Origin of the sequence: Maribacter sp. X9 (genome assembly GCF_048537565.1) — a bacterium.
Lineage (GTDB): Bacteria > Bacteroidota > Bacteroidia > Flavobacteriales > Flavobacteriaceae > Maribacter.
In genome coordinates this window covers 1,459,645-1,481,515 of the sequence record NZ_CP183215.1, presented here as the reverse complement: position 1 = coordinate 1,481,515, position 21,871 = coordinate 1,459,645, and the positions used below count along the sequence as shown (strand labels likewise).

Annotated in this window: 21 protein-coding genes and 1 tRNA gene; 9 read left to right on the top strand and 13 right to left on the bottom strand. The window is 39.0% G+C overall.

Features of this window, described 5'->3' with window-relative positions; all coding sequences use genetic code 11:
• Positions 1–93 precede the first annotated feature (93 nt).
• The 6 genes from pyrH to ACNR9Q_RS06180 all read left to right on the top strand — a co-directional run bounded on the left by pyrH (position 94) and on the right by ACNR9Q_RS06180 (position 7,554).
• On the top strand, positions 94–801 hold the full coding sequence (gene pyrH / locus ACNR9Q_RS06205) for a UMP kinase (protein WP_419213743.1): 708 nt from the start codon (positions 94–96) through the stop codon (positions 799–801).
• Positions 802–845: 44 nt separating this feature from the next.
• Positions 846–1,400, top strand: a complete 555-nt coding sequence (gene frr, locus ACNR9Q_RS06200) for a ribosome recycling factor (RefSeq protein ID WP_419213742.1) — start codon at positions 846–848, stop codon at positions 1,398–1,400.
• Positions 1,401–1,529: 129 nt separating this feature from the next.
• A complete protein-coding gene (locus ACNR9Q_RS06195; protein WP_419213741.1) occupies positions 1,530–3,917 on the top strand; it encodes an efflux RND transporter permease subunit in 2,388 nt (795 codons plus the stop codon).
• Between the two features lie 96 nt (positions 3,918–4,013).
• A complete protein-coding gene (gene asnS / locus ACNR9Q_RS06190) occupies positions 4,014–5,447 on the top strand; it encodes an asparagine--tRNA ligase (protein WP_419213740.1) in 1,434 nt (477 codons plus the stop codon).
• A 38-nt stretch (positions 5,448–5,485) separates the two neighbouring features.
• The gene (gene rpoN, locus ACNR9Q_RS06185) at positions 5,486–6,949 is read left to right on the top strand and encodes an RNA polymerase factor sigma-54 (protein WP_419213739.1); all 1,464 of its coding nucleotides are present in this window, start codon (positions 5,486–5,488) and stop codon (positions 6,947–6,949) included.
• The gene (locus ACNR9Q_RS06180; RefSeq protein ID WP_419213738.1) at positions 6,949–7,554 is read left to right on the top strand and encodes a hypothetical protein; all 606 of its coding nucleotides are present in this window, start codon (positions 6,949–6,951) and stop codon (positions 7,552–7,554) included. Before rpoN ends, ACNR9Q_RS06180 begins: the two co-directional genes overlap by 1 nt.
• Here the strand turns inward: ACNR9Q_RS06180 and ACNR9Q_RS06175 are convergent.
• The 8 genes from ACNR9Q_RS06175 to ACNR9Q_RS06140 all read right to left on the bottom strand — a co-directional run bounded on the left by ACNR9Q_RS06175 (position 7,549) and on the right by ACNR9Q_RS06140 (position 12,699).
• Positions 7,549–8,223 carry a porin family protein gene (locus ACNR9Q_RS06175; protein ID WP_419213737.1) on the bottom strand — a complete coding sequence of 225 codons (675 nt, stop codon included), beginning with the start codon at positions 8,221–8,223 and terminating at the stop codon, positions 7,549–7,551. The genes ACNR9Q_RS06180 and ACNR9Q_RS06175 overlap by 6 nt on opposite strands.
• Before the next feature lie 73 nt (positions 8,224–8,296).
• The gene (locus ACNR9Q_RS06170) at positions 8,297–8,779 is read right to left on the bottom strand and encodes an ExbD/TolR family protein (protein WP_419213736.1); all 483 of its coding nucleotides are present in this window, start codon (positions 8,777–8,779) and stop codon (positions 8,297–8,299) included.
• A 21-nt stretch (positions 8,780–8,800) separates the two neighbouring features.
• Positions 8,801–9,424, bottom strand: coding sequence for an ExbD/TolR family protein (locus tag ACNR9Q_RS06165; RefSeq protein WP_419213735.1), 624 nt, complete (start codon positions 9,422–9,424; stop codon positions 8,801–8,803).
• Between the two features lie 11 nt (positions 9,425–9,435).
• The gene (locus ACNR9Q_RS06160) at positions 9,436–9,867 is read right to left on the bottom strand and encodes a hypothetical protein (protein WP_419213734.1); all 432 of its coding nucleotides are present in this window, start codon (positions 9,865–9,867) and stop codon (positions 9,436–9,438) included.
• A gap of 26 nt (positions 9,868–9,893) precedes the next feature.
• Positions 9,894–10,643 carry a MotA/TolQ/ExbB proton channel family protein gene (locus ACNR9Q_RS06155; protein ID WP_419213733.1) on the bottom strand — a complete coding sequence of 250 codons (750 nt, stop codon included), beginning with the start codon at positions 10,641–10,643 and terminating at the stop codon, positions 9,894–9,896.
• A gap of 77 nt (positions 10,644–10,720) precedes the next feature.
• A tRNA-Ser gene (locus ACNR9Q_RS06150) sits at positions 10,721–10,808 on the bottom strand.
• A 71-nt stretch (positions 10,809–10,879) separates the two neighbouring features.
• Positions 10,880–11,857, bottom strand: coding sequence for an asparaginase (locus ACNR9Q_RS06145; protein WP_419214249.1), 978 nt, complete (start codon positions 11,855–11,857; stop codon positions 10,880–10,882).
• A 74-nt stretch (positions 11,858–11,931) separates the two neighbouring features.
• Complete coding sequence (locus tag ACNR9Q_RS06140) at positions 11,932–12,699, bottom strand: TatD family hydrolase (protein ID WP_419213732.1); 768 nt, start codon at positions 12,697–12,699, stop codon at positions 11,932–11,934.
• Positions 12,700–12,736: 37 nt separating this feature from the next.
• Here ACNR9Q_RS06140 and ACNR9Q_RS06135 point away from each other — a divergent pair, with 37 nt between their 5' ends.
• Positions 12,737–13,186 carry a retropepsin-like aspartic protease gene (locus ACNR9Q_RS06135; protein ID WP_419213731.1) on the top strand — a complete coding sequence of 150 codons (450 nt, stop codon included), beginning with the start codon at positions 12,737–12,739 and terminating at the stop codon, positions 13,184–13,186.
• A gap of 37 nt (positions 13,187–13,223) precedes the next feature.
• Here the strand turns inward: ACNR9Q_RS06135 and odhB are convergent, their stop codons facing one another.
• Together odhB and ACNR9Q_RS06125 are read right to left on the bottom strand one after the other, a co-directional pair.
• Positions 13,224–14,498 carry a 2-oxoglutarate dehydrogenase complex dihydrolipoyllysine-residue succinyltransferase gene (gene odhB / locus ACNR9Q_RS06130; RefSeq protein WP_419213730.1) on the bottom strand — a complete coding sequence of 425 codons (1,275 nt, stop codon included), beginning with the start codon at positions 14,496–14,498 and terminating at the stop codon, positions 13,224–13,226.
• 26 nt (positions 14,499–14,524) lie between these two features.
• The gene (locus tag ACNR9Q_RS06125; protein WP_419213729.1) at positions 14,525–17,320 is read right to left on the bottom strand and encodes a 2-oxoglutarate dehydrogenase E1 component; all 2,796 of its coding nucleotides are present in this window, start codon (positions 17,318–17,320) and stop codon (positions 14,525–14,527) included.
• A 116-nt stretch (positions 17,321–17,436) separates the two neighbouring features.
• Here ACNR9Q_RS06125 and ACNR9Q_RS06120 point away from each other — a divergent pair, with 116 nt between their 5' ends.
• Both ACNR9Q_RS06120 and ACNR9Q_RS06115 read left to right on the top strand, forming a co-directional pair.
• On the top strand, positions 17,437–17,952 hold the full coding sequence (locus ACNR9Q_RS06120; RefSeq protein ID WP_419213728.1) for an alpha-ketoglutarate decarboxylase: 516 nt from the start codon (positions 17,437–17,439) through the stop codon (positions 17,950–17,952).
• A 40-nt stretch (positions 17,953–17,992) separates the two neighbouring features.
• Complete coding sequence (locus ACNR9Q_RS06115) at positions 17,993–19,096, top strand: acyltransferase family protein (RefSeq protein ID WP_419213727.1); 1,104 nt, start codon at positions 17,993–17,995, stop codon at positions 19,094–19,096.
• A 31-nt stretch (positions 19,097–19,127) separates the two neighbouring features.
• Here ACNR9Q_RS06115 and ACNR9Q_RS06110 read toward each other — a convergent pair whose 3' ends face one another.
• The 3 genes from ACNR9Q_RS06110 to galE form a co-directional block, all read right to left on the bottom strand.
• Positions 19,128–19,481: a hypothetical protein gene (locus tag ACNR9Q_RS06110; protein ID WP_419213726.1), complete on the bottom strand. Its 354-nt coding sequence runs from the start codon at positions 19,479–19,481 to the stop codon at positions 19,128–19,130.
• Between the two features lie 21 nt (positions 19,482–19,502).
• On the bottom strand, positions 19,503–20,777 hold the full coding sequence (locus ACNR9Q_RS06105) for an amidohydrolase family protein (RefSeq protein WP_419213725.1): 1,275 nt from the start codon (positions 20,775–20,777) through the stop codon (positions 19,503–19,505).
• A gap of 77 nt (positions 20,778–20,854) precedes the next feature.
• Positions 20,855–21,871, bottom strand: a complete 1,017-nt coding sequence (gene galE / locus ACNR9Q_RS06100) for a UDP-glucose 4-epimerase GalE (RefSeq protein ID WP_419213724.1) — start codon at positions 21,869–21,871, stop codon at positions 20,855–20,857.

The window sequence follows — 21,871 nt, the reverse complement described above, 5'->3', positions numbered from 1 at the left end:
AGGTTTATAAAATAATTATGTTTTGCTTCCGGTGAATATTGACATGACCCGTCAAATATTTTCATTATTTTTGCTCCCAAATAAAAATTAAAGATGCACTACAAAAGAATTCTTCTTAAACTTAGCGGCGAAGCGTTAATGGGTGAAAAGCAATATGGTATCGATTCCAAAAGGCTAAATGAATATGCAGAGGAGATTAAACAAGTAGTTGAAAAAGGAATTGAAGTGGCCATAGTTATCGGTGGTGGTAACATCTTCAGAGGCTTAACCGGTGCGGCTACAGGAATGGATCGAGTACAGGGGGATCATATGGGGATGTTGGCAACTGTAATTAACGGATTGGCGCTACAAAGTGCATTGGAAATGATCGGGGTACAGACACGGTTACAATCGGCCATTAAAATTAACGAGGTGGCCGAACCTTTTATACGAAGGAGGGCGATGAGACACTTGGAAAAAGGAAGGGTAGTCATTTTTGGAGGAGGAACAGGAAACCCATATTTCACAACGGACTCAGCTGCAGTTTTGAGAGCAATAGAAATAGAAGCCGATGTGATTCTTAAAGGCACCCGTGTTGACGGTATTTATACGGCCGACCCAGAGAAAGACAAAAACGCAACTAAGTTTGACACCTTGTCCTTTCAAGATGTTCTTACTAAAGGCCTTAAAGTTATGGATACCACCGCCTTCACTTTAAGTCAGGAAAATGAATTACCCATTGTAGTTTTTGATATGAACAAAAAAGGAAACTTACTTAAAATTGTTGACGGTCAAACAATTGGGACTACCGTTAATATTTAATTTTGGTATAGTTAATGTTATCGCCATAGTAATATTCTTATTTTATGAATGAAGAAGTAGAGTTTGTCTTAGACACAACAAAAGAAAATATGGATGCTGCCATATCGCATCTAGAACGTGAATTTTTAAAAATACGAGCAGGAAAAGCTAGTCCGGCAATGTTATCATCTGTATTGGTCGATTATTATGGCTCACAAACCCCTTTGAGCCAAGTAGCCAATGTGAACACTCCCGATGGCCGCACCATCTCGGTACAACCTTGGGAAAAAGGCATGCTTCAAGAAATTGAGAAGGCCATTATGAACGCTAATTTAGGTTTCAACCCAATGAACAATGGTGATATGATCATCATAAATGTACCCCCATTAACAGAAGAGCGACGGATTCAATTGACCAAGCAAGCCAAGGCAGAAGCTGAACATGCTAAAGTAGGTGTACGAAGTGCCAGACAAGATGCCAACAAGGAAATTAAAGATCTTGATATTTCTGAGGATCTTCAAAAAAATGCTACTGCCGATGTGCAAGATTTAACTGATGCCTACACCAAGAAAATAGATGATTTCTTAGCGAAGAAAGAAGCTGAAATCATGAAAGTATAACGGTTAACGATTTATTGGAAATCTTAAGCTACCCTCATGGTAGCTTTTTTTTATATTAATAAATTTTAAACTTTTCAATTTAGGAACAATTGTACCTATTGGTTACCTTTGCCTTCTGCAAAATTAGGTATGGTAGCTAAACTTACGAAGGGGTTTTGGCCAAAAACGGCAAATATTATTCTCCGCAACAGAATCCTCATTATAATTCTAATCGTTGGATTCACCATTTTCATGGCCATGCAATGGTCAAAAATGCGCTTCTCAAGTTCGCAGACCAACCTGTTACCAGATGATCATCCCGTAAATGTAGAATACCAAGCATTTCTCGACAAATTTGGAGAGGAAGGTAATGCCGTGGTATTTGCCATACGCGACAGTGCTCTTTTTAAACCTGTAAACTTTAACAGGTGGAACAAACTTAGTAAGCAGTTAGGTGCCTTCCCCGAAGTTGACTTTGTACTTTCTACCGACAATCTTCAGGAGCTTGTAAAAGATAGCGTGAAACAGGAGTTTAAGATGCAACCGCTTATTACCGGGGAATTAAAGACCCAAAAGAAAATCGATAGTGTCACTAACTATCTTTTCAATAACCTCCCTTTTTATGATAATCTAATTTACAATAAAGAGAGCAGGACCTTGCGCACCATCATGTATTTGGACAAGGACATTGTAAACACTACCGTTCGAAAAGATTTCATCCTTAAGGACATGAGTACATTGGTGAAGAATTTCGAGGATGAAACCGGTTTAGACGTTCATATATCGGGAATGCCCTATGTAAGGACGATGAACTCCCAGAATATTATCGATGAAATCGGTAAATTCATTTTGGCCGCTCTAGGCGTTACCTCCCTCATATTTTTCTTTTTCTTTAGAAGTGTTCGAGCTACGGTCATATCAATGTGCGTAGTTATCATTGGGGTGATGTGGGCCTTTGGCTCTTTAGGACTCTTACAGTATGAAATTACGGTACTAACAGCCCTAATACCTCCACTTATTATAGTTATTGGCATCCCTAATTGTATCTTCTTGATCAACAAATACCAACAAGAAGTCAAAAAACATGGAAACCAAGCGTTGTCCTTACAGCGGGTGATCTCAAAAATTGGGAATGCAACCTTAATGACCAATATTACAACTGCCTCTGGTTTTGCGACTTTTATTGTTACGGACAGCAAATTACTGAAAGAGTTCGGTATCGTAGCTTCCCTAAACATTCTTGGAATATTCTTACTTTCTTTACTTATCATTCCTATAGTGTACAGCTTTATGCCGTTACCAAAAACCAAACATTTAAAGCATTTGAACAAGAAATGGATCGATGCTTTTGTGAATTGGATGGAGCGAATTGTTAGGCATAGAAGAATCACCGTTTACATCGTTTCCATTGCTCTTTTGGTGATCAGTATTATTGGGATATATCAAATAAAAATATCAGGAAGCCCCATTGAGGATATGCCCAAAAACGCTGAATTTTTTCATGATATACGGTTTTTCGAAAAAGAATTCAAAGGGATCATGCCCGTTGAAATTGTAGTGGACACCAAAACACCGAAAGGAGTACTTAAACCTGCCACTCTTAAACGGATGGATCAACTTGATCAGGTCATTGAAGAAATACCTGAACTTTCCACTCCTGTTTCGGTCGTCAATTTAGTGAAGTATTCGAAACAGGCTTTTTACAATGGCCTTCCAAAATATTATCAATTACCTACAAGTCAAGAGAATACGTTTATTATGGATGTTGCCCGCAAATCATCGGACAACAGCAACTTATTAGCCACCTTTGTTGACAGCACAGGACAAACTGCTAGAATGACCACTTTTATGCGAGATGTCAACACGAACCGTATGGAACAAATTGAACAGCGTTTATTAGAAAATATCGCGAAAATTTTTCCAGCAGAACGGTATAATGTCTACATGACCGGAAGTGCTTTATTATTCTTAAAAGGAACGAAATACTTGGTTAAGAATTTAATCATGTCCTTGGCATTGGCCATTGGTCTAATCGCCCTTTTCATGGCATATCTATTTCGTTCTTTTAGAATGATCGTAATATCATTGATTCCAAATTTATTACCATTGGTGATTACGGCAGGGATAATGGGATTTGTAGGCGTACCTATAAAACCTTCTACCATTTTGGTTTTCAGTATTGCTTTTGGTATATCGGTAGACGACACTATTCACTTTTTGGCAAAATACAGACAAGAATTGACCGCCAACAATTGGCGTATAGAAAAATCAGTTTATAAAGCCCTGCGAGAAACTGGCGTGAGTATGTTCTATACCTCCATTGTCCTATTTTTCGGATTTTCGGTTTTTGTGATTTCAAGCTTTGGAGGAACGGTTGCTCTGGGATCCTTGGTTTCGGCCACGCTTTTATTGGCCATGTTGGCCAATCTCATTCTTTTACCATCCTTGCTTTTATCTTTGGAAAAGAGTATTGCGAACAAGCAAACCCTAAAAGAACCTCAGATCGACATTCTACCCGAAGATGAAGATGGTTACTAAAAACAAAATCATTTGATCAGGTTTTAAGTAAGCCCTTCACCCAATAATTTTTTACAAAATCCTATCTTTGGACTTTTAATTTTCAATTCATTCAGCATGCGTTCAGCTACGATTAAAGAACTATTATCAAGTAAAGATTTACTTCAAGAAATAACCATCAAAGGATGGGTAAGAACCTTTAGAAGCAATAGATTCATTGCTTTAAACGATGGCTCAACACTGAACACGATACAATGTGTGGTGGATTATGAAAACTTCGATGAGGAATTATTAAAAAAGGTAAATACAGGAGCCGCGGTCAAAATTACCGGAACCTTGGTTGAAAGTCAAGGCAGGGGACAATCGGTTGAGATTCAGGTAACCGATTTGGTCGTACTTGGAGTTGCCGATCCAGAAGAATATCCTATTCAACCTAAAAAGCATTCGTTAGAATTTTTAAGGGAAAAAGCCCACTTAAGGATACGGACCAACACTTTCTCCGCAATAATGCGGGTTCGGTCGACCTTGGCTTTTGCCATACACAACTATTTCAGGGAGAATGGATTCAATTATTTCCATGCGCCAATCATCACAGGATCAGATGCTGAAGGTGCTGGAGAAATGTTCCGGGTGACAACGTTGGATGAGAAAAAGCCACCCCTAAACGAAGATGGCTCCGTTGATTATAAGGAAGATTTTTTCGGAAAGGAGACCAACCTTACCGTTTCTGGACAATTGGAAGCCGAAGCATATGCAATGGCCTTAGGAAAAGTCTATACTTTCGGTCCAACCTTTAGGGCAGAAAATTCGAATACATCTAGGCATTTAGCCGAATTTTGGATGATAGAACCCGAAATGGCCTTTTTCGACCTAGATGCCAACATGGATCTTGCCGAAGATTTTATAAAAAGTGTAATCTCTTATGTATTGGAGCATTGCCACGAGGACCTGGAGTTTCTTGAAAAACGATTGTTAGACGAGGAAAAAAGTAAGCCTCAGGCACAACGCAGCGATATGGCCTTAATAGAAAAACTCAAATTCGTCGTTGAAAACAACTTCAAACGGGTAAGTTATACCGAAGCGATCGATATTCTTAAAAACTGTAAGCCCAATAAAAAGAAACAATTTCAATACCCAATTGAAGAATGGGGCACGGATCTGCAAAGTGAGCACGAACGGTATTTGGTAGAAAAACATTTCAACTGTCCGGTAATCTTATTTGATTATCCTGCCAAAATAAAAGCCTTTTACATGCGCCTCAATGAAGACGGTAAGACCGTTAGGGCAATGGATATCTTGTTCCCCGGTATTGGTGAAATAGTTGGAGGGTCGCAAAGAGAAGAGCGCTTAGACGTGCTTAAACAGAAAATAAAGGATTTAGGAATCGATGAAAAGGAACTATGGTGGTATTTAGACCTACGCAAATTCGGAACCGCAGAGCATAGTGGCTTTGGGCTTGGTTTTGAACGCTTGGTGCTGTTCGCAACAGGCATGGGAAATATAAGGGATGTCATTCCGTTTCCCAGAACACCACAGAATGCAGAGTTTTAAGCGGATTTAGTTACTTTTACAAGTACTAGAAAAAAGTAATGTTAAAACAACACCTACAATTTAAGCTTTCCCAAAAATTATCCCCTCAACAAATCCAGTTGATGAAGCTGATACAATTGCCTACGCAGGCATTTGAACAGCGGTTAAAGCAAGAATTGGAAGAAAATCCCGCTTTGGAAACCGGTAAGGAGGAATCGGAAACCTTACAAGATGAATACGATGACCTTTACGATCAAGAAGCCGATAATGATAATGAAACTATAAACACTGAAGATATCAATATAGATGATTATCTGAGTGATGATGAAATACCAGAGTACCGTACAAAGGCCAACAATTATAGTTCTGATGATGAAGAGAAAAGCATTCCCTATGCTGCGGGCATATCATTCAACCAGCATCTAATCAACCAATTGAACACGGTATATTTAAGCGATGAAGAATGGACTATTGCAGAATTCCTAGTAGGTAGTATTGATGAAAGCGGCTACATTAGAAGACCCCTGACAGATATTATGGACGACTTAGCGTTCACCCAAAATGTTTACACCGATGAGAAATCGATCTCTAAGATTTTAGCCATTGTACAAGACTTGGATCCGCCAGGGGTTGGGGCAAGATCCTTAGAAGAGTGTTTGATTATCCAGTTAGAACGAAAAGAACTTACACCGAGCATCGAATTAGCAACTGCTATTTTAAAAAAATCATTTGAACACTTCACCAAAAAGCACTATCAAAAATTAATTCAGAAACATAATATTACCGAAGACGAATTAAAGGATGCCATTGGTGAAATTGAAAAATTAAATCCAAAACCGGGGGGCTCTTATTCCGGAAACAATAGAATTGTTGAACATGTTGTCCCAGATTTTGCTATACGAATTGTAGAAGGAGAACTGGAATTGACCTTAAACGGACGTAATGCTCCTGAACTACATGTATCGAGAGAATATAGCAATATGCTAAAAGGGTACAAAGAAGCTAAGGAAAAGTCCAAATCCCAAAAAGATACCGTGATGTTCATTAAGCAAAAACTTGATGCAGCAAAGTGGTTTATAGATGCTATACGTCAACGCCAACAAACATTGTTCATCACCATGAATGCCATCATGAACTATCAGGAAGAGTATTTCTTGACCGGTGACGAACGCAATTTGAGGCCAATGATATTGAAGGACATCGCTGATGAAATTGGCATGGACGTTTCCACTATATCGCGTGTAGCCAACAGCAAATATGTAGACACCCCATACGGCACAAAATTGATTAAGGAATATTTTTCTGAATCAATGAAAAATGAACAAGGGGAGGATGTTTCTACAAAGGAAATTAAAAAAATACTAGAAACGGTTATCCAAAAAGAAGTTAAAAGGAAACCGCTAACCGATGACAAGCTTGCAACAATTCTAAAAGAAAAGGGATACCCTATTGCAAGGAGAACTGTGGCAAAGTATAGAGAGCAGTTGGGAATTCCTGTTGCACGTATGAGAAAAGAGATTTGATGAAGGTAGTTTCGATTCTAATCTCTTACTTACTTCACCCCCTGTTCATACCTATTGGGGGCACTGTCGCCTATTTTCTAATTACCCCAAAGTACACTCCTCTAGAAATTCAAAATGCAAACCTATTACCTATTTTCATATTAACGGTAATCATACCTATTGTCACCTTTATGATTTTAAAAAATCTAGGTATGGTAAATTCCATATTTCTTGAAACGGTAACAGAACGGAAATACCCATTGTATATTCACGTAACGACACTTCTCTTAATTCTATACAAGGTAATACCCAACAACTATGTTACTGAACTTTATTTCTACTTTACAGGGCTTTTAGGAGCGGCCATGGCGTGCTTGCTGCTATTATTCTTTCGGTTCAAAGTTAGTCTGCATATGGTAGGGGTAAGTGGATTATTGATCTTCTTGATCAATCTTAGTATTCATTTTGAAATTAATCTAATCATTGCAATTAGTATACTAATACTACTTACAGGAGGCGTGGCAACAGCAAGGCTTTATTTAAAAGCCCACACTAGGATAGAATTACTTATTGGGCTATTTATAGGCATCTTATCCCAATTACTTACCGTACGATACTGGCTATAAAATATAAAAAATAAGTCCGACCCTAAGGGGTTTATATTGCAATATCTCTCCGTTTACGGCTGCCTTCCCATCAAATAGATGGCTTAAGGCATAATAGGCATGAAAATTAAATGTATTGTACCCGAAACTAAGCGTTATACCGTATTGAAATTTTCCCAAATCCGTATTATAGAACCCGTCTTTCATGATATTGGAGACGAATTTTGAGCGCGCACCTAAAACATAGGCAGCTTTTACACCAGCGTACAAGCGCCAAAATTTATAGTCATCAACAGTTGAATTCCTCCATCTAAACTCCAAGGGAAATTCTAACAGATGCGTTTCCAATTTACTTCTTTTAATTGTGTCCTGAACACTATACACAATATCACCACCGATTTGATTGGCCACAAGATTGGAATAATAACTATTCAACGCTAAGCCAACTCCAATGCCAATAGCCCTGGTTCGAGAGGCATTTAGCGGTATATCCTTTATAATACCTCCAAGAAGTCCATAAGAAAAATTTCGTTGGTTAGTACCCTCTGCATTGTTCAACATAAAGTTATAGGTGAGCCCTAAATAAAACTGATCCTCAAAATAACGCTTACCAGGAATACTGTCGCTATCACTTTGACCATAGCTCAAATTGAAAATACTTAGCAGCCCTAAAAGAAATACAAATCGCATTCAATAAAGTTAATGAAATAAAAAACGCTTCAAATAAATTTGAAGCGTTTAGAAAATTTATATACCTAACTAACTATTGTAGATTATTAAAAGCATCACCCTCATAGGTTGTATAATTAACCTTTAAAGCATTCACTTTTCTTAACTCTTGTTTAATATCCGATATAAGACCCATATTAGCGTTCTTATCCACCTTTAATGCGGTAGTCAATACATTTTGAAGTTCCTGAGGCTTTTTAGCCCTCTCCATCAAAATATAATCACCTACTTCAGAAGGAGATGAAAACTTATCGTTCAATTGTATCTTAGGTTCCTTACCGAATACCTTTTCGTATTCCTTTGTCGGCTTTCCTACATAAATATAGATTACACGATCTTTTTTCTCCAGTTTTTTGACCTCACTAGCATTAGGAAGTACATTTTCAACTTTTAACGAACTATCCTTCATTACCGTTACTGTCATAAAGAAAAACAAAAGCATAAATACAATGTCAGGAAGTGAAGCAGTTGAAACTGCTGGTAAATCTCCGTCTTTTTTCTTTGCAAATTTTGACATAGTGTTACTTTTTGTTTTTATTTAATCTGATGAAGTTTCAGCCTCTGATAATTTCTGCGGGAACAAACCTTGAATTCTGGTCACCTTCTCTTTTAATTCCTCCTTAACAGAATCAGAAGTTTCAGGATTTAGGTACTCAGCCTCCATATCCACATAATTCTTTTTGAACAAACGCTGAGCCTCCCTATTTCTAAGGTCATTATAAGCACCAACCAATTCATTTTGAACTGTAATATAGGTGCTATACTTCGTCTCGCGATCATTCTTTAAGGATATAATTGCTTTTTCGGGATTATCCGACGATTCTGCATTATGTGCCCCTTGGCAATAGCTACAATATTCTGGACTACCTTGTGCCGCTCCACCATTATCCAAGAAAGCAATTGCTTTTTCACGCAATTTTTCAATTGGCAGAATTTCATCTTCTACCAATAATTGTCCGTTACGGTTGATGTTTACCGTAAAGATATTCTTTTCCTTGATAATTGGCGGTTTCTCTGTCGGCGGTTCAATCGGCGGTAACATACGATCCAATCCTGCATCTGTTTCTATGGTAGTAGTTACCAAGAAGAAGATAAGTAAAAGGAAAGCTATGTCTGCCATGGAACCAGCGTTTACCTCTGGTGCTCCTGCTCTTCTAGCCATAATTTATTTTTTTATTTACCGAATAATTTCTTAACCCCTGGAACTATCATCAGAATCACCGCTACAAAAGTTAGGATAAAAAAGATATACAATCCCATTCCTATGTATTTAACAGTAGATTCGTTTGACATTGCCATATATTCAGGTGAAACATCAGTTCCACTAGAAATCACGTAGGAGATAACTGCAACAATCGCGAAACCTACCAATACGAACAAGGTCTTTTTAAGTCCAGCTGGATTAGCAAATAGGTTCTTAAGCGCAAACAATACACTTGCCACTATTGCAAAGCCCAACAGGATATAAGTTATTATAAACATTGCGTTCATAGCTCCATTTTGCGCTGCTTCTGCTGCCGGCATGTCCTTTGGAGGAAGCATGAACCATAGCACAGCACCTATTAAGCCTATTACTATCAATGCTATTTTTACTATTTTTTGCATAATATTTTAGGTATTAAAAGTGGAACTTATTTTTTGTGATCTACCAACATATCGATCAACGTGATCGAAGAGTCTTCCATATCATTTACAATACTATCTATTTTAGCGATAATGTAGTTGTAAAAGATTTGAAGGATGATAGCCGTAATAAGACCGAATACCGTAGTTAATAATGCAACTTGAATATCACCTGCAATAAGTGAAGCACTAAGGTTACCTACAGCAGCAATCTTTTGGAACGCCTGAATCATACCGATTACCGTACCCATGAAACCAAGCATTGGTGCAACAGCGATAAACAAAGACAACCAAGAAACGTTTTTCTCCAATTGACCCATTTGAACACCACCATAAGCCACAACAGCTTTCTCAGCGGACTCAATACTTTCTCCAGCCCTATCCAAACCTTGATAGTAAATAGATGCAACTGGACCTTTTGTATTTCTACAAACTTCTTTAGCCGCTTCTACGCCGCCCGATGCCAATGCATCCTCAACTTGTTGCTTCAACTTTGTAGTATTCGTACTAGCCATGTTCAAGTAAATAATTCTTTCAATAGCTACCGCAAGACCTAAAATCAAACACAAAAGAACGATACCCATGAAGCCTGCGCCCCCTTGTATAAACTGTTCTTTCAAAATTTGGGTAAATCCTGCTTCAGATTCTGGCGCAGCATCCTGCACTAGCATTGTCACCGCCGCAACTTTTGCACTTACCATATTTGTACCTGCTACAAATGCCCCAGCAACTGCCAGGCTTGGGAATAATTTTTTCATTTTTTCAAACTTAAATTAGTTAGTTAATAGGGTTAAAGATAAAAAAAAAACAATATAAAAAAAGTAAAACTTACTCGCAGAGAGGAAGGGATTCGAACCCTCGATACCCTTTTGGGGTATACACACTTTCCAGGCGTGCGCCTTCGACCACTCGGCCACCTCTCTAAGTTACCCTTTTTAAGGGTGGGCAAATAACAAAAAAAAAATTAGACAATGAAATTAAACTGGTGTTAATTTTATAGCATTTCACCACGCAACGAAGTTTCAAAAACCGTTTTGAACAACTCATGCGAAACACCACTACCTAAAAGATACATTGCCTTAGTCACTGCTGCTTCGGTCGTAATATCCTTACCATTAATTACTTGCATTTTCTTCAGCTTAGAACTGGTCTCATAATGCCCCATGATTACCGCACCCCCTGAACACTGCGTTACATTTATAATATGAATTCCATTAGTAATGGCTTTTTTTAATTTCGCCAAAAACCATTCTTCCATCGGCGCATTTCCCGATCCATAGGTTTCCAAAATGAGCACCTTTAAACCTTGACTATTCAAAATTGCATCCATAACATGTGTGTTAATTCCTGGAAATAATTTTAAAATCGCCACATTATCATCCATAATTCGACGTGCTTTCAAGGCCGATTTTTTCTTTTGGGTTAATAAATATTCTTTAAAGATGGTCAAATGGACTCCAGATTCAATTAAATGGGGATAATTTAAAGATGCAAATGCTTGAAAATGCTCCGCATTTATTTTCGTTGTTCTATTTCCTCGATAAAGTTTATATTCAAAATAAAGTCCGACTTCTTGAACTACGGACTTCCCTTTGTGGTGCAAAGCGGCAATTTGAATTGCGGTTATGAGATTTTCCTTCGCATCTGTACGTAAATCACCAATAGGCAACTGCGAACCTGTTAAGATTACAGGTTTCCCTAGATTCTCCAACAAAAAACTCAGGGCCGAGGCCGTATAACTCATGGTATCGCTGCCATGAAGCACAACGAAACCATCATAGTCCTCATAGTTCTTCGCAATAACATCCGTAATTGCAATCCAATGGCTCGGATTCATGTTGGACGAATCTATAGGGTGCTCAAATGAGTAACTCGATATGGTACAATCTAACTGATTTAGTTCCGGAATACTCTTTACCAATTGCGAAAAATCAAAAGCTTTCAATGCTCCGGAAGCATAATCCTTTATCATGCCTATCGTACCGCCGGTATAAATCAACAAAATATTTCGTTCCTTTGCGCTCAAACTATTTAGTTTACTTAAAATTAAATTCCAAAAACAATTTTGGAATTCTCTGTGGTCCTCAATGCAACTTCTTCTTTGGAGATAGCATAAATAATAGCTAATTTCTCTAACACCTCTATAATATAGGCACTTTCATTCCGCTTACCCCTATAAGGCGTAGGTGCTAAATATGGCGCATCTGTTTCTAGAACGATATGTTCTAAATCTATATCCTTTAAATAAGTATCGATTTTTCCATTTTTAAAAGTGACCACTCCACCTATTCCCAACTTCATATTATAGGATATGGCTTTTTGCGCCTGCTCGAATGTTCCTGTAAAACAATGGAATATTCCTCTCAAATCATCGCCCCTCTCCGCTTCCAAAACCTCAAAAACCTCATCAAAAGCATCCCTACAATGAATCACAATAGGTAAGTTATACTTTTTCGCAAGACCAATTTGTTGTTTAAAAGCGAATTGCTGCTCCTCTAAAAATTTTTTCTCCCAATATAAATCAATACCAATTTCCCCGACAGCATAATAGGTATGCGAGGCCAACATATCCTCAACATGTTGCAATTCTTCTTTAAAAGTTTCCTTTACGTGGGTTGGATGCAAACCGGACATTAGATAAACATGATCAGGAAATTCATTTTCCAAATCCAACATTCGTTGCGTATAGGAAGAATCAATCGCAGGGATAAAAAATCTACCAACCCCTTTCTTTATGGCTGCTTTAATAATTTCATTTCTGTCTTCATCAAAAGCCTCACTATATAAATGTGTATGGGTATCCGTTATCATCATGCCGCAAAAATAGACTTATCTTTGAAAAAAATGAGTAATGGCTTCCCTCAAAAACTTTTTAGAGAAAAAAAAATTCGTCCGAATTCCCTTAATACTAACCGCAACCGACCACTTTGAAATACGTGCAAAAATAAACTCGGTAGAAGGAAAATTCATTTTAGACACAGGTGCTTCGAACACCTGTATTGGAATAGATCGGGTCGATCATTTTAAACTCATATCAAAAGAGTCAAAAATTAAGGCGGCAGGTGCAGGTGCTACGAATATGGACACTCTAATTTCAAAAAAGAATCGGATCGAATTGCGCTCCTGGAACTATACTAAACTCAAAGTCGTCGTTTTCGACTTGAAACATGTAAACGAAGCCTTACTTGCCCATAACGCCAAACCCGTTGATGGAATCATTGGTGCTGATATCTTAAAAAAATCGAAAGCGATAATTGATTACGACAAAAAATGTATTTATCTAAAAAAGAAAAAGCACTGAGAACACCCAGCGCTTTATTTTTATATAGATCAGAAGCTTAGAGCTCTAATGCTTTTTTAACATTATTATCCATTAACAATTCTTCCGGGCTTTCCAATGCCTCTTTAATGGCCACTAAAAATCCAACCGATTCCTTTCCATCGATAATACGGTGGTCATACGACACGGCTACATACATAATTGGAGCAATAGCGATGGCACCATCTCTAGCGATAGGACGCTCAACTATATTGTGCATTCCTAAAATAGCACTCTGAGGTGGATTGATAATCGGAGTAGATAACATAGAGCCAAAAACCCCTCCATTAGTGATGGTAAAAGTACCACCGGTCATTTCATCTACCGTAATCTCGCCTTCACGTGCACGAATAGCCAATCGTTTCACTTCGGCTTCAATACCTCTAAAGGTAAGATTCTCAGCATTTCTGATTACAGGAACCATTAATCCTTTTGGGCCGGAAACCGCAATACTTATATCACAGAAATCATAGGAAACCATCTCTTTACCATCAATCATCGAATTCACCGCCGGATACATTTCCAAAGCTCTAACTACGGCTCTCGTGAAAAAGGACATAAAGCCCAACCCTACGCCATGCTTACTTTTGAAATCTTCTTTGTACTCGTCTCTAAGTTTAAAAATAGCACTCATGTCCACTTCATTAAAAGTAGTCAACATAGCGGTTTCATTTTTCGCGGAAACCAAACGTTCTGCAACCTTTCTACGTAGCATGGACAATTTTGACCTCGTCTCTCCACGACTTCCTCCAGTTGGAGTACCCATGGAAGGAACAGCGTTTACCGCATCTTCCTTGGTGATTCTTCCATCCCGACCTGAACCTGAAACCGATTTAGAATCGATTCCTTTCTCTTCCAATATTTTTTTGGCAGCGGGTGATGGCACCCCAGAAGCGTATGTTTCCTTTGCTTGACTAGGTTGTGGAGCTTTTTCACTATCCTTTTTATTGGCAGTACTTTTGTTTTGCTCCTTCAATTCTTTTTCTGCATTTCCTTCAGATCCCTCATCGCCGCCAGATGTTGAACTCGCCGCTTCACTTGCTCCGTTTGGTTTTGCAGCACTGGTATCTATCAAGCACACAATGGCACCCACCGCAACGGCGTCGCCAACCTCCGCCTTTAAGGTTATAGTTCCACTGGCCTCGGCAGGCAATTCTAAGGTTGCCTTATCAGAATCGACTTCAGCGATCGCCTGGTCCTTTTCTACATAATCTCCATCTTCAACTAACCATTCCGCTATTTCTACCTCTGTGATAGATTCCCCTGGGGAAGGAACTTTCATTTCTAGAATCATTCTTTCTATAATTTGGTATATTATTTTTATTCTTTTGGTTTGGACATATTGTCCTTTGTCTTATCAAAGACATAATCAATGACCTGTTGATGGCGTTTTTTGGACCGTACCGCACTACCAGCTGCAGGAGCCGCATAAAAACGTCTAGAAGCTACCCTGAATTTTTGCACATCACTAAAATGCATGAGCAAATGACTCCAAGCCCCCATGTTCCTAGGTTCTTCCTGAGCCCATACCAAGTCATCGGCATTTTCATATTTCGCGATAATCGCTTTCATTTGTTCTTCCGGTAACGGAAACAATTGTTCCACACGTACCAGGGCTACATCTTCGCGTTCCAATTCTTCCTGGACAGCTAACAGGTCATAATAAAATTTACCGGTACAGAATACTAAACTTTTAACCTTTTTAACATCTGCAGAGGCGTCATCAATAACTTCTTGAAAACCTCCATTTGCCAAATCGGTAACTTTTGAAACTGCTTTTGGGTGTCTCAACAAACTTTTGGGCGTAAAAATAATCAACGGCTTTCTAAAATTCGCCTTCATCTGTCGTCTCAGAATATGGAACATCTGAGCAGGTGTGGTAACATCGGCAATGTACATATTGTCCCTTGCACATAATTGCAGGTAACGCTCCATTCTAGCAGAAGAGTGTTCCGCTCCTTGACCTTCATAACCATGTGGCAATAACATTACCAACCCGTTTTGAAGTTTCCATTTATCCTCCGCCGCAGAAATATATTGATCGATCATGATCTGCGCGCCATTACTGAAATCGCCGAATTGTGCTTCCCAAATGGTAAGCGTATTAGGACTGGCCATTGCGTACCCATAATCAAAACCTACAACCCCGTATTCCGACAAAAGCGAATTATAAATTTGGAATTTTGCCTGTTGTTCCGATAGCTGGTTCAACAAAATCACTTCCTCTTCACTTTCCTCCACCTTCATCACCGCATGACGATGCGAAAACGTACCTCTCTCTACATCTTGACCGGACATACGCACAGCGAAACCTTCTTCCAAAAGAGTACCATAGGCCAGTAACTCGCCCATGGCCCAATCAAGATTGTCAGATTCAAAGTACATGTTCTTACGGTCGTTGACCAGTTTTTCAACCTTACGCAAGAACTTTTTCCCCTTAGGCAATTCTGTGATTACCTTGGCAATTTTAGTAAGCTTTTCCTTGTCAAAAGTGGTATCGACAGGATCCATCATTTCCCATTCCCTGACGTTTTCAAACCCTTTCCACTCATCGGCCATAAAAGGCGTAATAATGGTCTTATCCTCTTTTCTGGAATCTTCTAGTTTTTCCTCTAAAGAATCTTTATACTGTTTTTCAAGTTCGGACACATACGAATCATCGATGATGCCCTCTTGAATTAACCGTTCTGCATAAATATCCCTGGGGTTCTTATGCTTTGCGATTGCTTTATATAATTTAGGTTGGGTAAATCGTGGTTCATCTCCTTCATTATGCCCATATTTTCGATATCCCAACAAATCGATGAATACATCGCTGGCAAAACGCATCCTATACTCCAATGCAAAAAGCGATGCATGAACAACTGCTTCTGCATCATCTGCATTCACATGCAACACCGGACTCAAAGTTACTTTCGCAACATCTGTACAGTAAGTAGATGTTCTTGCATCCAAATAATTGGTAGTAAACCCAATTTGGTTATTGACCACAATATGGATGGTTCCACCGGTTTTATACCCATCAAGGTTGGCCATTTGCACCACCTCATATACGAGCCCTTGACCGGCAATGGCAGCATCGCCATGAACTACAATTGGTAAAACTTTTGAGAAATCATCTTGGTAATGCGCGTCTTGCTTTGCCCGTGCAATGCCTTCAACAACCGCCCCAACCGTCTCTAAATGAGATGGATTAGGAGCAATGTTCATTTTTATTTGATTGCCGTTATCAGATTTTCTATCGGATGTCCACCCTAGGTGATACTTAACGTCACCATCAAATATCTCTTGCTCATAATCCTTACCATCGAACTCGCTAAAGATATCTTTTGCAGACTTTCCGAAAATATTGGTCAACACATTCAACCTTCCGCGGTGGGCCATCCCCATCACAAATTGCTTAACGCCCATCTCGGCCGCACGCTCTACAATTACATCAAGGCCTGGAATCAACGATTCGTTTCCTTCTAGAGAAAATCGCTTTTGACCCACATATTTTGTATGCAAAAACGTTTCGAAAGAAATGGCGTGATTCAATTTTTTCAGAATATGCTTTTTTCGGTCTGGATTAAAATCAGGATGGTTGTCGTTGACATTGATCCAGTCCTGTATCCACTTTACCCTATCGGGATTACGGATGAACATATATTCAACACCGATAGCATCGCAATAAATGCTTTGTAAGTGCCTAATAATTTCTTTTAGGGGGCTTGGCCCTATTCCGATTATATCACCGGCATTGAAAACCGTTTCCATATCCGAAGGTTCCAATCCGAAATTCTGGATCTCCAAGGTAGGCTCGTAGTGCCGTCGCTCACGTACCGGGTTTGTTTTCGTAAACAAATGCCCACGACTTCTATAGCCGTCAATTAATCGAATTACCTGAAATTCCTTCTGAAGGGATTCCGGCATTTCACTCTTGGCCCCATTAACCATTACGGTCGTGCGGGCTTCATCAATATCCAGCTCATCCAAAGAACTTTCCATACCAAAGTCAAAGCCTTGAAAAAAAGCTCTCCAACTAGGTTCTACACTGTCCGGATTTACTAAATACTTGTCATATAGCTCTGAAAAAAAGGAGGTATGAGCGGTATTCAAAAAGGAATATTTATCCATGAATTACTTTCTGTATCTTTAGAATAAATTTGAGCAAAAATACAACATTTACAATATTTAACGGAAGAATGTGGGGTATTATTGAAAAAAATAAAACTTTCAAACAAAAAAAATAAATGGGGCTAAAAAAAACACTATTCATGATTGCTGTTGGCCTCAATACTTCTATCGCAATCTGTCAAATTTCGAGCAATGGCACCGATTTTTGGAATCGTGTACGGTTTGGAGGCACCGTTGGTCTAGGTTTTACCAATAACGGCTTTAACGGTTCCATATCGCCAAGTGCCATTTACCAGTTTACTGATCAATTTGCCGCCGGAACTAGTTTAAGTTTTAATTATGCCAAGTTCAATGATGACAAATTCTTAGCCTACGGCGGAAGTATTCTATCCTTATTCAATCCTATTCCTCAACTTCAATTTTCTTCAGAATACGAGCAATTGAGAATAAATAGAACACTTAACACAGGTACGATAAATATTGAGGATAATTATTGGTTGACCGCTCTATTTGTAGGAGTAGGATATAGCACCTATAACGTAACCTTTGGTTTACGGTATGATTTATTGTACGACGACAACAAAAGCATATATGGCAACGCCTTAATGCCTTTTGTACGCGTATACTTTTAATTTATTGGAGTATATTTGATTCACCAACTGACCAATTCAAATGAACAAGTTAAAAAACAGATATCTATCCCTTGATGTTTTCAGGGGATTGGATGTTGCCCTGATGATTATCGTTAATTCCCCTGGAAATGGCGACACCAGTTTCGCACCGTTGAAGCATGCAGAGTGGCATGGATTCACCCTGACCGACCTAGTTTTTCCGACCTTTTTGTTCGTAGTAGGCAATGCCATGAGTTTCAGTATGAAAAAATATGAAGCCATGGGTGATGCCGCCTTTTTCAAAAAAGTACTGAGGCGCTTTAGCATCATATTTCTATTGGGATTCTTAATGTATTGGTTTCCATTTTTTGAAAATGGAGATTTAAAGCCACTGGCAGAAACCCGAATTTTTGGTGTTTTACAGCGTATTGCCCTGTGCTACCTTTTTGCTTCCATTTTACTGTATTATTTCAAAACACGAACCGTAATCATATTCAGTGCATTGGCATTGGTAGCTTACCATATTCTCCTATTAGCTTTTGGTGACCTTACCTTATTGGGCAATGCCGTATTAAAACTAGATAAATTTCTTATCGGCGCCGATCATATGTACCATGGTAACGGTGGTGTAGCATTTGATCCGGAAGGATTATTAAGCACATTGCCCGCCATAGTGAACGTAATAGCCGGGTACCTTACAGGTAAATTCATTCAGAAGAACGGTCAGAATTATGAAACAATCGCCAAACTCCTTATGGCCGGTTGTGTTCTGGTGCTAGCAGGCTTGGCTTGGGACTTACTTTTACCCATCAACAAAAAGTTATGGACGAGTTCTTTTGTGCTTTTAACCTCTGGAATAGACCTCTTTGTCATCGCCATACTGGTCTACTTATTGGACATGTCCAAAACCTATAAATGGACGTACTTCTTCGAAGTCTTTGGAAGAAACACGCTTTTTATTTATCTACTGTCAGAACTATTCGTGATTAGCTTGTTTGAAATTTCAATGAAAGGAACCAGTGCCTATAATTGGATTGCAGATAACATCTTCATTGCAACCGCAGGAGATTATATGGGGTCCTTTTTGTTCGCCCTTTGGATTATGCTGACTTGTTGGCTTGTAGGTTATATTATGGACAAGAAGGGAATATATGTAAAAGTTTGATGTGCATGATTTAAAAAATCAAAATGTACGTTTATTTATATTTATTCCTGAACCACACTTTTTGATATTCCCGTTTTAGAATTAAAAAAGCCATTTGACCCGAAACCTCAACGGCATCGGTCATTTCAATATGTTGAAATTCTTTTTCCGGAATATCTATGACATAAAGCACATTTAGATAGTCCTGAAATCTTTCCATCATCAAGAAATAGATTTTTTCAACAATTACTTTAATCAGCTCATCACGTTTGATATCGTTAGGTATATTCAAGGGATTATTGGCTAACGTAAAATCCTTTTGCAATTGCAGCACCAAACTTTCATACAATACTTGCTTCTCGGACAACTCTAGTAATTGCCTACTATTCTGAACTTCGTACTCCATACACGGATTTGAAAAGAGAAATTACTGCTTGTAAACAACACCTTCTTTCATTACAAAGGAAACATTTTCTAGGGTATTCACATTGTCCAAAGGATTATCTACCACCGCAACAATATCGGCAATATAGCCCTGCTTTAACTGTCCCAACTCATTTTCCATACCCAATAGTTGGGCATTGGTCATCGTAGCCGAACGCAAAGTTTCGATAATGGGCATACCTGCTGCATGCATATACCCAAACTCCTTAGCGTTATCACCATGCGGGGAAACTCCAGAATCCGTTCCAAACGCAATAGGAACTCCTTTTTTATAGGCGCGTGCAAAAGTTGCATTAAGAAGCGGCCCTATCTCCAAGGCTTTTTTCGCCACAACAGGCGGTAGATAGCCCGGTATTTTTGCCAAACGTGCGGCTTCTTGTCCCGCAGAAATAGTCGGTACCATATAGGTGTTTTTTTCAATCATCAGGTCCATCGTTTCGTCTGACATCATGGTGCCGTGCTCAATCGTTTTTATACCTGCTTTGACAGCTCTTTGCATACCTTCGTCACCATGGGCGTGTGCAGCGGTAAGCATTCCATAATCATTAGCCGTTTCAACAATCGCTTTTATTTCCTCAAAAGTGAATTGTGGGTTTTGACCATTTTTAGCAACACTCAAAACCCCGCCCGTAGCTGTTATCTTAATAACATCCGCTCCATCTTTATAGCGTTGTCTAACGGCTTTCCTTCCATCTTCCGCTGAATTTACGACGCCATCCTTTGGTCCTGGATCACCCATTAAATCATCTCTGACCCCGTTGGTTGGATCCGCATGCCCCCCCGTACTTGCAATAGATTTGCCCGCCGTAAATATTCTTGGTCCGACCACAGTGCCCTTATTTATGGCGTTCCGCAATGCTATATTCACTCCTGAACCTCCTAAATCGCGAACTGTTGTAAATCCCGCCATTAGTGTTCTTTTTGCATAAACTGTAGATTGTAAAGCAACATCCGCTTCGTTTTTAGTGAACCGCTCTAGATATCTCGAAGGGCTCGATTCGCTTTCAATATGAACGTGCATATCTATAAATCCAGGCAAAACCGTACTTGACTTTAAATCTACTATTTTGTCATCCGCAGTTCCTGAAACGTATCCATTCAAAATACTTTTGATTTTATTCCCTGAAACTACAATGGTTTTTTGGGATTGTAGCTTTCCGGATTTCATATCCAAAATTTTACCACATTGAAGATACGTATCCTGTGCATTGACGGTTAAAACAACAAAAAACAAAGTAACTAGTAATTTCAAATTCATAAGGTTGGTTTTTAGAATAAAATAAGGGGAAATATAGCCATATTTCCCCTTATTACCATGTTTTCTAATATTGAAAATCAGTCACGTATCTTTTGCTCCCAAATCCAAGCATACTTCATAGCATCTTCTAAAGAATATTCCGCTTTCCAACCTAAAACTTCATTGGCCTTAGTGGTATCAGCATAGGCTTCTGTAATATCACCCGGACGCCTATCCACAATTTTATAATTCAATTTTCTACCAGAAACCTTTTCAAAACTTTGAATAGCCTCTAATACAGAACTTCCTTTACCCGTACCCACATTGAATACTTCGTAATTCTTTTCGTTCTTACCCTCCAACAAACGCTCCAAGGCAACTACATGGGCTTTTGCCAAATCTACCACATAGATATAATCACGAATACAGGTACCATCGGGCGTTGGATAGTCATCACCGAAAACTGAAAGTTCATTTCGCAATCCGATACCTGTTTGGGTAATAAACGGCACCAAATTTTGGGGAACACCTTTAGGCAGCTCACCAATTTCCCCGCTTGGGTGTGCACCCATCGGATTAAAATAACGAAGAGCAATCGCATTCAGACCTGGTGTTACTTTGCAGGTATCCGCAATTATCTCCTCACCCATTTGTTTCGTGTTTCCGTAAGGTGATTCGGCCACCTTAACCGGAGCATCTTCGGTAATCGGCATTTTATCAGCTTGGCCGTAAACGGTACAGGAAGAACTAAAAATAAAACTTGCTTTATTCTTTTTACAGAGTTCCTTTAAAATATAAACCAGTGTACCGATATTGTTCTCGTAATACAACAATGGTTTTTCCACACTCTCCCCTACTGCCTTTGAAGCGGCAAAATGAATGACCCCAATAACGTCTTGATGTCTTTTAAAGAAATCTACTACCTTATCCTTTTCTCTTAAATCCAACTTTTCAAAAAGCGGCTTTTTACCGGTAATGGCCTCTATTCCATTTAAAACTTCCTCGTCAGAATTAGAGCAATCATCAATAATAATGACCTCGAACCCTTTTTGCTGAAGCTCCACTACGGTATGGGAACCTATAAACCCTAATCCTCCTGTAACGAGTACTTTCAT

Coding starts and splice junctions, on each gene's coding strand:
- pyrH (WP_419213743.1), top strand. CDS start 94: ATGCACTACAAAAGAATTCTTCTTAAACTTAGCGGCGAAGCGTTAATG.
- frr (WP_419213742.1), top strand. CDS start 846: ATGAATGAAGAAGTAGAGTTTGTCTTAGACACAACAAAAGAAAATATG.
- ACNR9Q_RS06195 (WP_419213741.1), top strand. CDS start 1,530: ATGGTAGCTAAACTTACGAAGGGGTTTTGGCCAAAAACGGCAAATATT.
- asnS (WP_419213740.1), top strand. CDS start 4,014: ATGCGTTCAGCTACGATTAAAGAACTATTATCAAGTAAAGATTTACTT.
- rpoN (WP_419213739.1), top strand. CDS start 5,486: ATGTTAAAACAACACCTACAATTTAAGCTTTCCCAAAAATTATCCCCT.
- ACNR9Q_RS06180 (WP_419213738.1), top strand. CDS start 6,949: ATGAAGGTAGTTTCGATTCTAATCTCTTACTTACTTCACCCCCTGTTC.
- ACNR9Q_RS06175 (WP_419213737.1), bottom strand. CDS start 8,223: ATGCGATTTGTATTTCTTTTAGGGCTGCTAAGTATTTTCAATTTGAGC.
- ACNR9Q_RS06170 (WP_419213736.1), bottom strand. CDS start 8,779: ATGTCAAAATTTGCAAAGAAAAAAGACGGAGATTTACCAGCAGTTTCA.
- ACNR9Q_RS06165 (WP_419213735.1), bottom strand. CDS start 9,424: ATGGCTAGAAGAGCAGGAGCACCAGAGGTAAACGCTGGTTCCATGGCA.
- ACNR9Q_RS06160 (WP_419213734.1), bottom strand. CDS start 9,867: ATGCAAAAAATAGTAAAAATAGCATTGATAGTAATAGGCTTAATAGGT.
- ACNR9Q_RS06155 (WP_419213733.1), bottom strand. CDS start 10,643: ATGAAAAAATTATTCCCAAGCCTGGCAGTTGCTGGGGCATTTGTAGCA.
- ACNR9Q_RS06145 (WP_419214249.1), bottom strand. CDS start 11,857: ATGATAAAGGATTATGCTTCCGGAGCATTGAAAGCTTTTGATTTTTCG.
- ACNR9Q_RS06140 (WP_419213732.1), bottom strand. CDS start 12,699: ATGATGATAACGGATACCCATACACATTTATATAGTGAGGCTTTTGAT.
- ACNR9Q_RS06135 (WP_419213731.1), top strand. CDS start 12,737: ATGGCTTCCCTCAAAAACTTTTTAGAGAAAAAAAAATTCGTCCGAATT.
- odhB (WP_419213730.1), bottom strand. CDS start 14,498: ATGATTCTAGAAATGAAAGTTCCTTCCCCAGGGGAATCTATCACAGAG.
- ACNR9Q_RS06125 (WP_419213729.1), bottom strand. CDS start 17,320: ATGGATAAATATTCCTTTTTGAATACCGCTCATACCTCCTTTTTTTCA.
- ACNR9Q_RS06120 (WP_419213728.1), top strand. CDS start 17,437: ATGGGGCTAAAAAAAACACTATTCATGATTGCTGTTGGCCTCAATACT.
- ACNR9Q_RS06115 (WP_419213727.1), top strand. CDS start 17,993: ATGAACAAGTTAAAAAACAGATATCTATCCCTTGATGTTTTCAGGGGA.
- ACNR9Q_RS06110 (WP_419213726.1), bottom strand. CDS start 19,481: ATGGAGTACGAAGTTCAGAATAGTAGGCAATTACTAGAGTTGTCCGAG.
- ACNR9Q_RS06105 (WP_419213725.1), bottom strand. CDS start 20,777: ATGAATTTGAAATTACTAGTTACTTTGTTTTTTGTTGTTTTAACCGTC.
- galE (WP_419213724.1), bottom strand. CDS start 21,871: ATGAAAGTACTCGTTACAGGAGGATTAGGGTTTATAGGTTCCCATACC.